The 15,488-nt window shown below is 65.2% G+C and carries 10 protein-coding genes; 4 read left to right on the top strand and 6 right to left on the bottom strand.

Annotation, left to right across the window (positions count from 1 at the left end):
* Positions 1–15: 15 nt before the first annotated feature.
* A complete protein-coding gene (locus IM816_RS06600; protein WP_250340264.1) occupies positions 16–3,582 on the top strand; it encodes an ATP-binding protein in 3,567 nt (1,188 codons plus the stop codon).
* Position 3,583: 1 nt separating this feature from the next.
* Here IM816_RS06600 and greB read toward each other — a convergent pair whose 3' ends face one another.
* From greB to IM816_RS06615, 3 genes are read right to left on the bottom strand one after another with little or no spacing between them, the layout of a single operon-like run.
* Positions 3,584–4,084: a transcription elongation factor GreB gene (gene greB / locus IM816_RS06605; protein ID WP_072322153.1), complete on the bottom strand. Its 501-nt coding sequence runs from the start codon at positions 4,082–4,084 to the stop codon at positions 3,584–3,586.
* The gene (locus tag IM816_RS06610) at positions 4,081–5,343 is read right to left on the bottom strand and encodes a tetratricopeptide repeat protein (protein WP_250340265.1); all 1,263 of its coding nucleotides are present in this window, start codon (positions 5,341–5,343) and stop codon (positions 4,081–4,083) included. Before IM816_RS06610 ends, greB begins: the two co-directional genes overlap by 4 nt.
* A 1-nt stretch (position 5,344) precedes the next feature.
* Complete coding sequence (locus tag IM816_RS06615; RefSeq protein WP_250340266.1) at positions 5,345–6,841, bottom strand: helicase HerA-like domain-containing protein; 1,497 nt, start codon at positions 6,839–6,841, stop codon at positions 5,345–5,347.
* 135 nt (positions 6,842–6,976) lie between these two features.
* Here IM816_RS06615 and IM816_RS06620 point away from each other — a divergent pair, with 135 nt between their 5' ends.
* Entirely contained in the window at positions 6,977–8,500 is a 1,524-nt protein-coding gene (locus tag IM816_RS06620) for a transglycosylase SLT domain-containing protein (RefSeq protein WP_072322154.1), read from the top strand.
* Positions 8,501–8,525: 25 nt separating this feature from the next.
* Here IM816_RS06620 and IM816_RS06625 read toward each other — a convergent pair whose 3' ends face one another.
* A complete protein-coding gene (locus IM816_RS06625; protein ID WP_072320567.1) occupies positions 8,526–8,975 on the bottom strand; it encodes a hypothetical protein in 450 nt (149 codons plus the stop codon).
* A gap of 144 nt (positions 8,976–9,119) precedes the next feature.
* Positions 9,120–9,974, bottom strand: a complete 855-nt coding sequence (asd, locus tag IM816_RS06630; RefSeq protein WP_250340267.1) for an archaetidylserine decarboxylase — start codon at positions 9,972–9,974, stop codon at positions 9,120–9,122.
* Positions 9,975–10,356: 382 nt separating this feature from the next.
* Between asd and IM816_RS06635 the strand changes: the two genes are divergently transcribed.
* Positions 10,357–11,805, top strand: a complete 1,449-nt coding sequence (locus IM816_RS06635; RefSeq protein WP_250340268.1) for a hypothetical protein — start codon at positions 10,357–10,359, stop codon at positions 11,803–11,805.
* A 242-nt stretch (positions 11,806–12,047) separates the two neighbouring features.
* Positions 12,048–13,484 (top strand): catalase, encoded by a 1,437-nt coding sequence (locus IM816_RS06640; protein WP_072320571.1) that lies wholly within the window; start codon positions 12,048–12,050, stop codon positions 13,482–13,484.
* A gap of 44 nt (positions 13,485–13,528) precedes the next feature.
* Here IM816_RS06640 and IM816_RS06645 read toward each other — a convergent pair whose 3' ends face one another.
* A complete protein-coding gene (locus IM816_RS06645) occupies positions 13,529–15,478 on the bottom strand; it encodes a CocE/NonD family hydrolase (RefSeq protein WP_250340269.1) in 1,950 nt (649 codons plus the stop codon).
* Positions 15,479–15,488: the final 10 nt, after the last annotated feature.

The following is a 15,488-nucleotide window of genomic DNA, read 5'->3' on the forward strand; positions in this document are numbered from 1 at the left end:
GACGAAGCCCACGACGTGATCCGACACACATTATTGGTCATCCTGCTCCTGCTGGTCGCCCTGGCGCCACCGGCATGGGCGGCGTCGGAGACGTCCCTGTCGGCGGACGACGCGGCCTGGTTGCGCCACCACCCGGTCGTGGTCGTCGGCGCCTACCGCGAGGGCTACCCGCCGTTCGAGGAGTGGCGCGACGGCGAACTGGAAGGCCTGGGCCCCGACTACCTGCGCCGGATCGCCCCGGAGCTGGGCATCACCCTGCAGACGCGGCTCTTTGCCACGTGGCCGGAATTGCTCGCGGCGCTGGCGCGTGGCGAGATCGACGTGGCGACGTCGGTCACGCCGTTGGAGAAGGGCATGCCTGGCATCCGGGTGGGTGCCACCTACTTCGAGTCGCTGCCGTCGCTGGTGGAGCGGGGCGATGCGCCCATGGTGCACCGGCCGGGCGACCTGCACGGCAAGCGCCTGGCGGTTCACACGGGCTACTTCGACATCGACGCGCTGCGCCGCGAACTGCCTGACACCACCCTCGTGGAGACGGCCTCCACGGCCGACGCACTGGCCCGCGTGCGTACGGGCGACGTCACGGCCTACATCGACAATCCCTATTCGGCGCGCGAGTTCGTTTCGCGCCTGGGGCTGGAGCGAGAACTGCGCGTGGGCGACCCGTTGGCGCTCCCGATCAGCGCCCTGGCGTTTGCCGTGCCCGCGGACCGGGCGCCGCTCGGTCGTGCGCTGGATCACGCCCTGGGCGAACTCACCGCGGCGGACCACGGCAAGCTGCGCGCGCGCTGGGTGGGGCGGGATATCGCGCCACGCCCGCGGCAATCGGCGATTCCCCTGAGCGAGAAGGAAAAGGCCTGGCTTCAATCGCTGCCGACCCTGCGCCTGGGCGTGGACCCTAGCTATGCGCCCTTTAGCCTGCTGTCCGGGAAGGGGGAGGCGGAAGGTCTCGCCCTGGACTATGTGCGCGAGATCGCTGCCGAGTTGGGCTTGCGCCTGAGCCAGGTGCCCAGCGACGACTGGACGGGCACCGTGGAGAAGGTCCATCGCGGCGAGGTGGATCTCGTCGCCGCGATCAATCCGCAGAGCGCCACGTCGCCTCAGTTGGAGCCGAGCGTCCCGTACCTCGAGTTCCCGATCATGATCGTGACGCGCGAGGGCTCGCCCACCGTGGCCGGTCGCGACGATCTTGCCGGCAAGCGCGTGTTCGCCAACGTTACCCGCGAACCGATCCGTCGCTTGCTCGAAAGCATTCCCGGCGTGCAGACGATTCCCGTGGGCACGGAAGTCGAAGGCATGCGACGGCTGGCTGCCGGGGAGGGCGATGCCTTCGTCGCCAACCTCGCCACGGCCGATTACTACATTCGCGATACGTTCCTGGGCCAGTTGAAGGTGGCGGCGCCCACCGGAGACAGCGAGGCGATCGCCGTCGGCGTAAGTCGCGATCTCGCGCCACTGCTGCCGTTGGTGAATCGTGTGCTGGTCAATCTTTCCACGCATCGGCAGCAGGAGATCCGCAACACCTGGTTTGCCTCGCATTACGTGGTCGGTCCGACCTGGCGCGAGATCGCGCATCGCGTGCTGCCGTTCGTCGCCGTGCTGCTCGTGTCGCTCGTCGCCATCAGCTACGCCTACCTCAACCTGCGCCGCGAGACGCGTCGGCGCGAACGGACGGAGCGACGTCTGGCCGAAGTCACCGCTCACGTCCCGGCCGTGGTGTACGAAGCCGTGCGCGACAGCGAAGGCGTATACGCCATGACCTACGTCGGCGGGGATCCGCAGACGATTCTCGGCTTGGAGCCGGGCGACCTGCTGTCGGGGGACGCGACCCTGCTGGCTGCCGTGGCGGATGAGGATCGCGGGAAGCTGCGCGCCGCCTTCGAACGTTCCGCGCGCGAGTTGGCGCCGCTGCACGTAACCGTGCGGGCACAGGTCGACGGCCGCGCACGCTATCTCAGTTCCGATGCCGTGCCGTTGGCGGCAGCCGATGGCAGCGTGCGCTGGAACGGTTACTGGGTGGACGTGACGGCGCAGGAACTCGCCGCGCGAGGCCTCGCTCGCGCGCGCGACGATGCGGAAGCCGCCACGCGCGCCAAGAGCGACTTCCTCGCCACGATCAGCCACGAGATCCGCACGCCGATGAACGGCGTGATCGGCCTGCTCGACGTCCTCGAACGCACGCCGCTCGACGACGGGCAGCGGCGGATGGTGTCCACCATCGAGCATTCTGCCGAGGCGCTGCTGCACATTCTGGACGACGTGCTCGATTTCTCGAAGATCGAGGCGGGGCATCTTGCGCTCGATCCCCAACCGGCCGATCTCCGCGCCATCATCGAAGGCGCGGTGGCGGTGCTGCGCGCGCAGGCCGAGGCAAAGGGGCTGTCGCTGCACACGGAGATCGATGCCGCACTCGCGCCGGCCGTGGTCGTCGACGACGGTCGCCTGCGGCAGGTGGTGCTCAACCTGCTCGGCAACGCCATCAAGTTCACAGCCACGGGCGGCGTTCGCGTCGCGGTGCGCGTCGACGAACAACACGGCACCCGGCAACGCTTGCGCATCGTGGTCGCCGATACCGGCATCGGCATCCATGCCGCCAAACTGCGCCACGTCTTCGCGCCTTTCAGCCAGGCCGAGTCGTCCACGACGCGGCGTTTCGGTGGCACCGGGCTCGGCCTGACCATCTCGCGGCGTCTGGTCGAACGTATGGGTGGCCACATCGCCGTCGAAAGCGAGCCGGGCAAGGGCACCACGGTCAGTGTCACGCTTGAACTGCCCGTTGCCGCGGCATTGCCGCAGGTCGAGGCCGCTGCCGCCGTGGTGGAGACCGGGATGGCGGCACCCATGCGCGACGCACGCATCCTGCTGGCTGAAGATCATCCAGTGAACCAGGAACTGGTGCGCGTGCAGCTTGCGTTGCGTGGTTACGGCTGCGACGTCGTCGAAGACGGCGAGGCCGCGTTGGTGGCGCTCGCAAGGACGCACTACGACCTGTTGCTGGTGGACTGCCACATGCCGCGCATGGACGGCTACGAGGTTGCGCGTGAGGTGCGCAGGCGCGAGGTTGGCACGGGTCGGCATCTGCCGATCGTGGCGATGACGGCGGATGCGCGCCCCGATCAGCGCGAAGTCTGCCTGGCTGCCGGCATGGACGATCTGCTGCGCAAGCCGATCCGGTTGGAGGCCTTCCACGCGACCGTCGCGCGCTGGCTCTCACCGGACACGTCTACCGAACCGCTGCTCGACATGGAGCGCCTGCGTCGCGCCTTCGGTAGCGACGAGGCCGTGGCTGCCGTCATTCGCGCCGGTGCCGACACCACGCGCGGCGCGCTGGCCCGCTTGCCGGACGTCTTGCAGCGCGCGAGTGCGGGTGACGTCGCCGATTGGATCCACCACGTGCTCGGCGGCGTGAACGTCTTCGGGTATTCGGCCGTGGGTGACCAGGGCGAGCGCATCGAGCAGGCCCTGCGCGACGGCGCGGAGGTGGATCGCGTGGCGCTGGACGCCTTTGCCGCCGAGCTTGCGCGCTTCACGGATCGACTCGAACATGCGGCGCGGCGCTTGTCCGAGCCGAGCCGTTCGTAGGTCAGCCGTAGTCGACGCCGATCACGGCGAATCGCGTGCGGCCGCCCGGCAGCTCTGCCTCGAACTCGTCGTCGATGCGTTTCTTCAGTACAGCGCGGGCAAGCGGCGAATCGATGCTGATCCAGCCGAGTCGTGCATCCGTTTCGTCCGGGCCCACGATGCGATAACGCACGGTCTCGCCGGAGTCCACGTTTTCCAGTTCGATCGTGGCGCCGAAGAACACGGCATCGCGTTGCGACGGTGCCGCCTCCACCACTTTCAGGACCGGAATGCGCTTGCTGAGGTAACGCGCGCGGCGGTCGATCTCGCCGAGCTGCTTCTTTCGATAGGTGTACTCCGCATTCTCCGAGCGATCGCCTTCCGCGGCGGCAGCCGCGAGGGCCTTTACTACCTCGGGACGCACGGTGTGCCACAGATGATCGAGCTCCGCCTTGAGCCGCTCGAAACCCTCGCGGGTGATGATGGCGGTGGACGAAGGCGAGGGTGGGCGCCAGCGGCTCATGGGCTCACCTTCTGCGTCGCAGTCAATGTCGCGAGCAGCGCTTCGATCTCGCCGGTCAGCGGATGTCCCGGGTAATCGATGAGCAGCTGACGCGCCAGCGCGGCGGCCTGCGTGGTCTCGCCCAGTCGCTCATGCATGCGCACGGCGAGCAAACCGTAGTGTGGCGCGCCGATGTCTTGCGGCCATGTCTGCAGATAACCCGCGGCGAGATGCAGCGCGAGCCGCGTCATGCCGCCGTGTGCAGCGGTGTCGGCCAGAGGGCCGCAGGTCTGCGTGGCATCGGGAAGAAATGTCGGATCGACGTCGAGGCAATCCTGCACCACGCCAAGCGCGCGGCGCGTTTCGCGCCCCGTCACCAGTGCTGCTATCCAGATCTGTCCGTGCACCAGCAGCTCCGGCACACGACCCTGTGCGCGCAGCAGTTCGCGGTAGCGTGTGTGCATCGCGGCGGGTGCGAGGCCTTCGCGCAGTCGTTCGGTGAGGATGTCGGTTGCGCCAGGCATGTCATCGCGCGCCACGAGGTTCACATGCGCCAGCAGTGCCGAGTCGTCGTCGGGATCGGTTGCCTCGGCGAGCGTCATCGCTTCCGGCCGATAGCCCAGCGCTTCGTGGCGATGGTGGATGAGCGCGCCCATCAGGTGAAAGTTGTACACGGTCAGATAATTCGCGATCAGGTAATAGGCCACGGTACCGAAAAAGGTCGGGCCGCGATCCTGCATGGCGTACTGCGCGCCGGCTTGAAGCAGTCCGCTGGCAAGCATCATGACGAACAGCAGCAGATAGGCGTTGCCGAAGCGGCCGATGGCCGCGATCCACGTCGTCGGGTTCAACGCGGCGCCGACACCATCGAAGGTCAGCGACATCGTTATCACGGGAAGCACGAAAGCGAAGAGCAGCGACACCAGCAGGCCGGGAAAGCCGAAGAAGATCGGCGCGAGCACGCTCATCGCGTTGCCGACGAGTTGGATCATGATCAACGCGACGCTCGTCCGGTCCTCGCTATGCACGGCGAGTTCGGGCGGCTCCGCGTAACCATCGGCCGTGTGCCGCAGGCATTCGAACGAGTAGGTGTAGATCGCCACCCAGCCCAGACCGATCACGAGCAGCTTCAAACCCGTGATCGGCAGGAAGGCGATGCATTCGAACAGCGTGACCGCACCGATGGTGATCAGTGCGGCGCCATGCAGCGGATAGCGCCAGCCGGTGCGTACACGCTCGGCAAACGGTGTATCCGGATCGGCGAGGGCACGGTCCGTCATCTCAGCGCTTACCGCCGAAGATGCCGCCAAGGATGCCGCGTACGATCTGCTGACCCATCCGCGATCCCGCGGTACGCACCATCGACTTCGCCATCGTTTCCAGCATGCCCTGACGACGACCGGTGCCGAACACGGCATCGCGCACGGTGGCGCTCCAATCGGAGCCCTCCGCGCTCTTGTTACCCGCCTTTGCAGGCGGAGCATCGGCGGGAAGTTTCTCGCTGGCGCGTGCGGCCAGGCGTTCCGCAGCAGACTCGCGATTGATCGCGGTGTCGTACTTGCCGCCTACGGGTGAACGTGAGCGGACGTTCGCACGCTCTTCGGGCGTGATCGAACCGATGCGGCACTCTGGCGTGGATACCAGCACCTTCTGCACGGGCGACGGCACGCCACCGTCGCCAAGCGTGGACGCCAGTGCCTCGCCGGTACCCAGGCTGCCGATCGTCTCCACGACGTCGAGCTTCGGATTGCGCGCGAAGGTCTCTGCCGCCGCCTTGACCGCTTTCTGGTCGCGCGGTGTGAACGCGCGAAGCGCGTGCTGCACGCGATTGCCCAACTGACCCAGAATCTCGCCCGGCACGTCGTCTGGATTTTGCGAGCAGAAATACACGCCCACGCCCTTGGAGCGGATGAGTCGGACCACCTGCTCGACGCGCTGGCGCAACGCAGGCGGTGCATCGTCGAACAGCAGATGCGCTTCGTCGAAGAAGAACACCATCTTTGGCACCTCGAGATCGCCCACCTCGGGCAATTGCTCGAACAGCTCGGACAGCAGCCAGAGCAGGAAGGTGGAGTACAGGCGTGGCTTCAGGATCAGCGTATCGGCGGCCAGCACGCTGATGACGCCCCGGCCGTTCATGTCCTGGCGCATGAGGTCGGCCAGTTCCAGCGCGGGCTCGCCGAAGAAAGCATCGGCGCCGTCCTGTTCCAGTTTCAGCAGGGCACGCTGGATCGCGGCCACGCTCTGCGCGCTGATCAAGCCGTAACGCGCGGAGATGTCCTTGGCGTGCTCGGCGGCGAAACTGAGCATCGCGCGCAGGTCGTCGAGGTCCAGCAACAACAGGCCCTCGTCGTCCGCCACGCGGAAGATCACTTCCATCACGCCTTCCTGGGTGTCGTTGAGTTCCAGGATGCGCGAGAGCAGGGTGGGGCCCATTTCCGACACGGTCGCCCGGACCGGATGACCCGCCTTGCCGTAGATGTCCCAGAAGACCACCGGATTGGCTTGCGGCTTCCAGCCGGACAGGCCCAGGGTCTTGAGGCGCGCTGCCAGCTTCTCCGACGGCACTCCGGCCGCCTGGGACAGACCCGCGAGGTCCCCCTTGGCATCGGCCAGGAAGCAGGGCACGCCGAGCCGGGAGAATCCCTCCGCCAGCAGCATCAGGCTCACCGACTTTCCGGTGCCGGTGGCGCCCGCGATCATCCCGTGGCGGTTGCCGTAGCGGCTGTCCAGTTCGACGGTCGCGTCGTCGTTCCGACCGATGAGGATCGTGGGCATGGCGGCTTCCTTAAGAATGTCCTGAACAAGTCTACGCAAAGCAGCGTCGTCAGAGAGAATTTGTCGGCGAACAGCTTGAGTCCGCCCGGCCCGGGCGTTAACGTGGCCGGCATCGTCCGTCCCTCCGAGCAGTACATGTCCGTCCGCGTCCCGCGTTCCTTTCTGGTTGTTTCCCTTGCCATGTTGGCAGGCTGCGCTTCGAGCGGCGGCCCCCGTCCCGGCAAGGCGCCGCCCCAGGTCAACGCCTTGTACGACCGGATGAACCAGGCGAGTAAGGGCTACGAAGCATCGATCGAACAAGCCCGACGCGGCGACACCGCCGCTGCGGAGCAGAGCCGCAAGCAGTCCCTCGATCAATTGAAGGATGCCTCCGCCCGCTGTGCTCTGACCCCGGGCTGCGACCAGCAGCGGTTCGCCGCGGTATTCGACCGGCTGCTGCGCCTGAAGGACGGCAGCTTCATCGAGGGTGAGGATGCCGACGATACGGAGCAGGGCGCCGAAGTGGGCGCGCAGCCCGGCGATGCCGCCGGGTCCATCGTCGTCAATGCGCTGCCGCAGGCGCAGCGCAGCGTCACGATGCTCAAGGGCCAGCAGTTCTCGGACCTCATGGTGATGAACGGTCCGGTGAAGGCGGCGCTCGAAATGTGGCTGACCCAGCTGCGCCCGAACCTCATGGACGCCTACGTCAATTACCAGATGATGCGCTACAAGATGTGGCCGGCCTACAAGAAGGCCGACCTGCCGGAGGCGTTGCTGTTCGGGATCATGGCCAAGGAATCCGGCGGCAAGGTACACGCGGTGTCCCGCTCGGGTGCTTCCGGGCCGCTGCAGTTCATGTACGCGACCGGGCTGCGGTTCGGGCTGTCGAACGCCGATGGTTTCGACCAGCGCTTCGACCCCACCATGGCCGCGCAGGCCAATGCGGAATACATCGACGAGCAACTGGGCGCGTTCAACAACAATCTCGAACTCACGCTGGCGGCGTACAACGGCGGCGAAGGCCGCATGCGCCGCATTGCGGCTGCGAATCCCGGCGCGAGCTTCTACGACCCGCAGATCTACGGCCAGATGTCGGCGGAAACGCGCGACTACGTGCCGATGGTGCTCGCCGCTGCGTGGCTTTTCCTGCATCCGGACAGCTATCACCTCACCTGGCCCAAGGTGGACGGCCAGCCTGGGCAGATCGTCCTGACGCGTTCGGCATCGCTCGCCGAACTGACCGTTTGCCTCGGTTCCGCGCGCGACATGCCGGATGGCTGGTTCCGCACCCTGCGCAACCTCAATCCCCGGCTCGATCCCCAGGTCACGTTGCCGGCGGGTACGCGCCTCGAGGTGCCCAAGCCGTTGGAGAAGGTCTACATGGCGGCATGCACGACCGGCCCGTGGCCGATCCTCGCCAGTGACCTGCACAACGCGGTGAAGATCGTGGCCCCGCCGCCGCCGGCCGCGACATCGGCGGCTCTGGTCAACACGTCACCGGCGGCATCGAAGCCGAGTCCCACTGCGTCGAAGAGCTACACCGTGCGCCGCGGCGACACGCTCAGCAGCATCGCACGCCGCAGCTCTTGTGCCGACGTGGAAGACATTGCCCGCATGAACGGGCTGAAGGGTCACCATCTGACGGTGGGGCAGGCCATTCGCCTGCCGGTGTGTCGCTGATCTCAGGCCGTAAACGGATCCTGGATCAGGCGGCCGCGTGCGGCCGGTTCGCCCAGGACGCGGTGGCGCCGCCGGTACGCTCGGACGCCGACAACTCCTTGATCTGACGCATCAGTCGCAGGATCTGCCGATGCAGGTCTTCCATGCCGGGCCGGCGCGAGTCGAGCGTCTCGTGGTAGACCGCTGCGATCCACAGCGCCACGCCGCGCGTGGCGATGAGGGGATTCTCGGAGCGCGCCTTACCTAGCCCGATGTCGGGGCCGTGACCGTAGGTGCTGTAGCGTTCTTCGGGCGGGGTGCCGTAGAGATGCGGGAAATCGCATGCCGCTGCCTGTTCCATCTCGCGCCGGACCAGTTGCTGAAGGTCCGCGTGTGCCCGCACCGGAAGGGCGAGAACGACACGCTCGATGTCCGCGAGCTGCCTTCTCAGGCGGATTTCGCGATTGACGGCAATGAGATGGCTGACCAGACGCATGGACGACTTCCCCTAGTACGGATGCTTCTCGCGGTCCCGACGCCCCTCCCCTTAAAGGGGGACCGGTCGGCGAAGAATACCCTGGGCATGGGTCGAATGTAAGACGTTTTGGTCACATAGTGACGTCAGTCGTCACGTTTGTCGTCACGCACTCGGGGTGGTGCCCGTCCACGCGCCGAGCCGCTGGCCCACAACGACCTGCTGCAAAGGCTGTAGTGGGTCGAGCGTGTAGCCCTCTGGCAGCAGCAGGATCACCGTGGAGCCCATGTTGAAGCGGGCCATTTCCGCGAAGCGCTCGAGGCGGATGCCGCGGCCGCGGCAATCCTGCCGGCGGATGGACGACGCGTAGGGCGGGATGGCGAGGCCGTCCCAGACCGTCGCCACGCTGGAGACCAGGATCGCCCCCACCATCACCGACACGAACGGACCATGCTCGCCTTCGAACCGGCAGACGAGCCGCTCGTTGCGCGCGAACAGGCGCGGAATGGCCTCCACGGCGAATGGCGCCACGCTGAAGATCCGGCCGGGCACGTGGGTGGTGTCGGTGAGTTCGCCCTGCAGGGGCATGTGCACGCGGTGGTAGTCGCGCGGCGACAGGTAGATGGTGACGAAGCTGCCGTTGCGGAACGGTGCCGCCGCCGCATCGTCGCCGAGCAATTCCGCCGCGGTGTATTCCTGGCCCTTGGCCTGGAAGATCCGGCCATCGCGGATACGGCCGGACTGGCTGATCCGGCCGTCCGCTGGGCAAAGCACAGCCTGCGGATCGGGGTCGGCCCGGCGCGCGTCAGGCTTCAGCTTGCGGGTGAAGAACGCATTGAAGTGCTGGTAGGCAAACGGGTCCGGCTGCGCCGCCTGGCTCATGTCCACGTCGTAGCGCTGCACGATCTCCCGGATCAGGAAGTTCTTCCACGGCGCCCATTCCCAGCGGGTGGCCTGGTAGACGATGCGCGACAGGAAGCGATGCGGGAGGATGTATTGCAGCAGGACGTTGGCTTTCATGCGCCGGAGTATAGGCGACCGCGCCGAATCCACCACCTCCTAGGCTGGCGGAGTGTGGGAGCCGCTATAGCGGCGAGAAGCCAACGAATCGGTGTGGCCGTGTGAGGAGTTTCCCTCGCCGCTATAGCAGCTCCCACAAGGCGCCAAGCGCAGGGCGTGCTGCGGATCGGCAACCCGGTCGTCCCTATGAGCGTGTACTGGCGGAAGACTGATCGCGCTCTGCAAACAAGCACTTGCGAACGACTTGGCAGCATTCGCGTGACGTATGCCGGGAATGCGCCATGGCAACGCTGGTGCCGTCGCCTGCGTCGGTCGGACAGTAGTTCCAGGTCCATCGGAATGGACCATCGTTCCATCTTCGCATCCATGGAAGGGATTAGGTATGCATCGGCTACTCATCTTGCTGTTCGCAGGGCTGATTGCGGCATGTGGGCCAACACGCAACGAAGTGCCGTCTGAGATGGGGCCGATCCGCTCGTCGAGTGCGTCGCATGTATCCGGCGCGGCTTCGGCTGGCACGAAGGAACTGGAAGGCGAGAAGGCCGTCGCGGACTTGCGTCGGTGGTATCAGGACACGCGCTCGGATTGCGGCGGTTCCACCGCGCCGGCGTTCCTGTGCACGGGTTTGATGCTGCGCTCCACCACCAGCGGCAATTTCCTGCCCTGGAACCCCAATCCGTCTTCGACGGGTGTCTCGTTTTCCTGGTTGCGCGCCGATACCAACTTCGCGGACCTCGTGTTCAATTATACAAATGGGTTCATTTTCTATCCCAAGAACGAAGGCGTTGCAGGCACCGGGATCATTAACGTGCTCTGTGTGTTTCCCATGGATTCCGACACATCGTCGCGGGCAGACAACGGTTGCGGGGCGCATCCCGCAACAGGCGCATCGAGTCGGCCTTGCGAGGAGCAAGGGATCAACGATGGCGCGACCTGGTTCAGCCACTTCAACGCCTTGTCCGCAAGCAACAAGTACACCGGCCAGTGCGGTTGGAGCGTTCGCGCGGGGCAGCCGAATACCGCCAACCGCTTCACTGCGTTCGTGCAGGGCCGCAGCCGGATGCCATTGCCATGGTGGGCCATCCAGAACGAACTGCGCATAGCCTCCTGGGCGCAGAACAGCCAGGTGCCGATCCGCGCCTTTTTTTACGAGAGCGGCAGCGCAACAGGGCTTGCCAATGCGCGAAGCGACCAGCTTCGTTATCAAAACACCTTTGGTTCGTTTGCTCCGATCGTTCGTCTGACCTTGCCGTCGAGTCAGGGCGGTCAAGCCGCCTTTACCTACGCGACGGCAGATCAGGCGGTACAGGATCCGGGCGGCGGTCCAGGGCCCGGGCCCGACCCGGGTCCCGGGCCAGTTCCCGGCCCGGACGAATATCTCATCACTTTCGAGCCCGCACCGATAGGCGCGCCGATCAATGGCGACCGCCCTTTCAGCGAAGTGACCAATGCAGGCGCCGTCACTGTCATCCTCAGCCGTTTGGGCATCAGCAGTCAGTCCGTTTCAGGGATGTACGGTCGCCATGTTGTCGTCAGCGCCTCGATGGTGGGATCGATTTACATATCAGGCCCGCTAGTAGGTGGAGTTCGCCAGCCTCCTCGCGAACTGAGCTTTACGGTCAGAGTGCCTGCGGGTGGCAAGCTCGGCATCTACTACATTTGCGCAGATCCCTCTTCTGACCATGAACTCTCCGTAGGCGGCGGCGAAGCGACCATTGCGTGCCCTGACGGAGCACGCATCGACAGGTTCTACCTTGAGTCGCCTCAAGGTACTTCCACCATCGACAACATCCGCGTGAAATATGAAGGCGCTCCCTATCCACCGCAGTGAGTGGGGGGCGCAAGGTGTGGGACATGGATGCGTACACTGCGTAGCGGGGATTTCCAATCCAGCGGAGGACGGCTGGCTCATCCTCTTCCGCTGGATGCCAGGCGATGACGGAGTATTAGTTCGATAGGTCATCCCTATCGAGGCGGTCGTAAATATGAATTTCCCATATGACGCGCCATTGCTTACCGTTCTCGTCACGTCCTCCGCGTTCGCGCTCCTTCACTCCTTCAAGGGTAAGACCCATGAGCAAGCTCACCACCGTTTTCGGCGCCCCCGTCGTCGACGACAACAACACGATGACCGCAGGGCCGCGCGGCCCTGCCTTGCTTCAGGACGTCTGGTTCCTGGAGAAGCTGGCTCACTTCGACCGCGAGGTGATTCCCGAGCGGCGCATGCACGCCAAGGGTGCTGGCGCGTTCGGCACCTTCACCGTGACCAACGACATCACCCAGTACACCCGCGCGAAGATCTTCTCCGCCGTGGGCAAGAAGACAGAAATGGTGGCGCGCTTCTCCACGGTGGCTGGCGAGCGTGGCGCGGCAGATGCGGAGCGTGACATCCGCGGCTTTGCCTTGAAGTTCTATACCGAGGAAGGTAACTGGGATCTGGTGGGCAACAACACCCCGGTGTTCTTCATTCGCGATCCGCTGAAGTTCCCCGACCTCAACCACGCCATCAAGCGCGATCCGCGCACGGGCCTGCGCAGTGCGAATAACAACTGGGACTACTGGACGCTGCTGCCCGAGGCGCTGCATCAGGTCACCATCGTGATGAGCGAACGCGGTGTGCCGCGTTCCTATCGGCACATGCATGGCTTCGGCAGCCATACCTATAGCTTCATCAACGCCAACAACGAGCGCTTTTGGGTGAAGTTCACCTTCAAGACCCAGCAGGGCGTTCAGAACCTGACCGATGACGAAGCGGCAGCGGTGGTCGCGCACGATCGCGAAAGCAATCATCGCGATCTCTACGAGGCCATCGAGCGCGGTGAGTTCCCGCGTTGGACGTTGTACGTGCAGATCATGCCCGAGGCCGATGCGGCCAAGACCCCATACAACCCGTTCGATCTGACCAAAGTGTGGCCGCATGGCGACTACCCGTTGATCGAGGTCGGCGTGATGGAACTCAACCGCAACCCGGAGAACTTCTTCCAGGACATCGAGCAGGCCGCGTTCGCCCCGGCGGTGATCGTGCCGGGCATCGGTTTCTCGCCGGACAAGATGCTGCAGGGCCGCCTGTTCTCGTACGGTGACACGCAGCGCTACCGCCTCGGCGTGAACTACGCGCAGATCCCTGTCAACGCGCCGCGCTGCCCGGTGCACAGCTATCACCGCGATGGCGCCATGCGCGTGGACGGCAACGGTGGCGGCTCCACGCCGTACGAACCGAACAGCTACGGCGCGCTGCAGGCCCAGCCGGACTACTCCGAACCGCCGCTGGATCTGGGCGATGCCGTCGCCAAGCGGTGGAACCATCGCGAAGACACCGACTACTTCTCTCAGCCGCGCAAACTGTTCGAGATGATGAATCCGGCACAGCGCGAGGCGTTGTTCGGCAATACGGCGCGCGCCATCAAGGGCGCATCGGAGCAGGTCGTTCAGCGGCACATCGCCAATTGCACCGCCTGCCATCCCGACTATGGAAAGGGTGTGGCCGAGGCGATCGCGAAGCTCGGTTGATCCACCGAGGCCCTCCCTGCGGGGAGGGCCTCGTCATAGGTCGATCAGGGCGCCGGCACCACCGGTAGTTCGATATAGGTGCCGTTCTCGCCGTCCCTGATGATGGTCTGCGTGGCCTTGCGGTAATCGCCGGGCTTCGCATTGAAGATGTTGGGCACGAAGGTCTGCGGATTGCGGTCGTAGAGCGGGAACCAGCTCGACTGGATCTGCACCATCACCCGATGGCCCGGCTGGAACACGTGGTTCACCGTGGGCAGCGGAAAACGATAAGCCAGAGGCTTGTTCGCTACCAGCGCCGTCGGTTTGTCGTAGCCCTCGCGATAACGACCGCGGAAGATCTCCATCGCGATGGGCAACTGATAACCGCCCATCGACGGCTTTTCTTCGACTTCGTCGGGATAGACATCGATCAGTTTCACGACCCAGTCGCTGTCCGTGCCGCTGGTGGAGGCGAGCAGGTGTACCAGCGGTTCGCCCGACACGCCCATGGGTTTGTCGAGCACGGGCGAGACGTAGGTCAGCACATCGGTCCGCGTGGCGAACTGGCGCTGGTCGTCCACGAGCCATTCCGGCCAGGAATCCTCACGATCGGCGACGCCATGCGACCACGACTGGATCGGCCGCACGCGGTACGGCACCGGCTTCGCGGGATCGGATACGTAGTCGTCTTCGCCCTTCGCAGGCGCCGTCGTGCCGAACGCGCCATCGGCCTCCACGAACCAGCGTTGCATGGTAGGCGTGCAGCCTTTGCGGCAGCCCGATGGCCAGGTGTCGAGCTGGCGCCAGGTGTTCTCGCCGGTGACGAACGCATTGACCGGGGCGATGCTCGCCTTCGGCGCATCGTCTTTCAGGTACTGAGCCAGGAACGGACGGAGGATCGTCTGTCGGAACGTGGTCCCCGTATCGCTACCGAGGTCGATCGCACCGATCGTGTCGCCTTTTTCCCAGGTCTTGGCGTGGCGCCACGGGCCGAGTACCAGCCACAACTTCGTGTGCCCGGGATCGCGCGGTGCGAGCGCGCGGTACACGGCCATGTCGCCGTAGTTGTCTTCCTGGTCCCACAGGCTGTGCACGAGCATGGTCGGCACGGTCATCGGCTCTTTCGCTGCGACCTTGTCGATTGCCTTGTCGGACCAGAAGCTGTCGTAGGCGGGATGGGCCAGCAGCTTCTGCCAGAAACCCAGCGCTTCCATGCCGTAGGCGCGACCGATGTCGCCGGCCGAGCCGCCGTGCAGGTAAAGGTCGTAATCGTCGCGGTAACCCGTGGTCCAGCCAACATCGCTCCCACGCGAGTTCACCATGCCGTAGATGTAGGGAATCATCTGCTGGCGAAAAGCGCCGCGATGAAACCAGTCGTCACCCATCCAGCCGTCGATCATCGGATTGATGGGCACGGCCACCTTGAGCGCGGGATGGGGGCGGATCGTGGCGATCATCGCCTCGAAGCCGTCATAGGAGATGCCGATGATGCCGACCTTGCCGTTGGATTCCGGCACGTGCTTCACCAGCCAGTCCACCGTGTCGTAGATATCGGTCGACTCGTCGATAGGCGTCGGGTTGCCCGGCCCGATCGGTGGACGATTCATGACGAAGTCGCCTTCGGAACCGTGTTTGCCGCGAATGTCCTGGATCACGCGGATGTAGCCATCCTTCACGATGATGTCCGCGGGATTGTCGTAGCCGCGCAGCATGGTGCCGAGATGCGGGCTGTCGTTGCGATGCCCCATGCCATCGGCGCCGTAAGGCGTGCGCGTGAGCAGGATGCCCGCATGCGTCACCCCTTTGGGCAGCACGATCACGGTGTGCAGCTTCACGCCGTCACGCATGGGTATCTCGACCGTGCGACGTTCGTAGTCGAAGCCCGCGTTCGTCGGCGTGAACTGGGCCGGGATTTCCGTCGGCAGGTCTTTGTAGTTGGTCTCGCCGCCGAGCGCCGGGGTCGCGAGGACCCCGGCTGCAAGCGCGACGATACCCAGTCGCAGTAGTGGATGCATGGGTTCCCCG

Origin of the sequence: Luteibacter flocculans, from assembly GCF_023612255.1 — a bacterium.
Taxonomy (GTDB): Bacteria; Pseudomonadota; Gammaproteobacteria; order Xanthomonadales; family Rhodanobacteraceae; genus Luteibacter; species Luteibacter flocculans.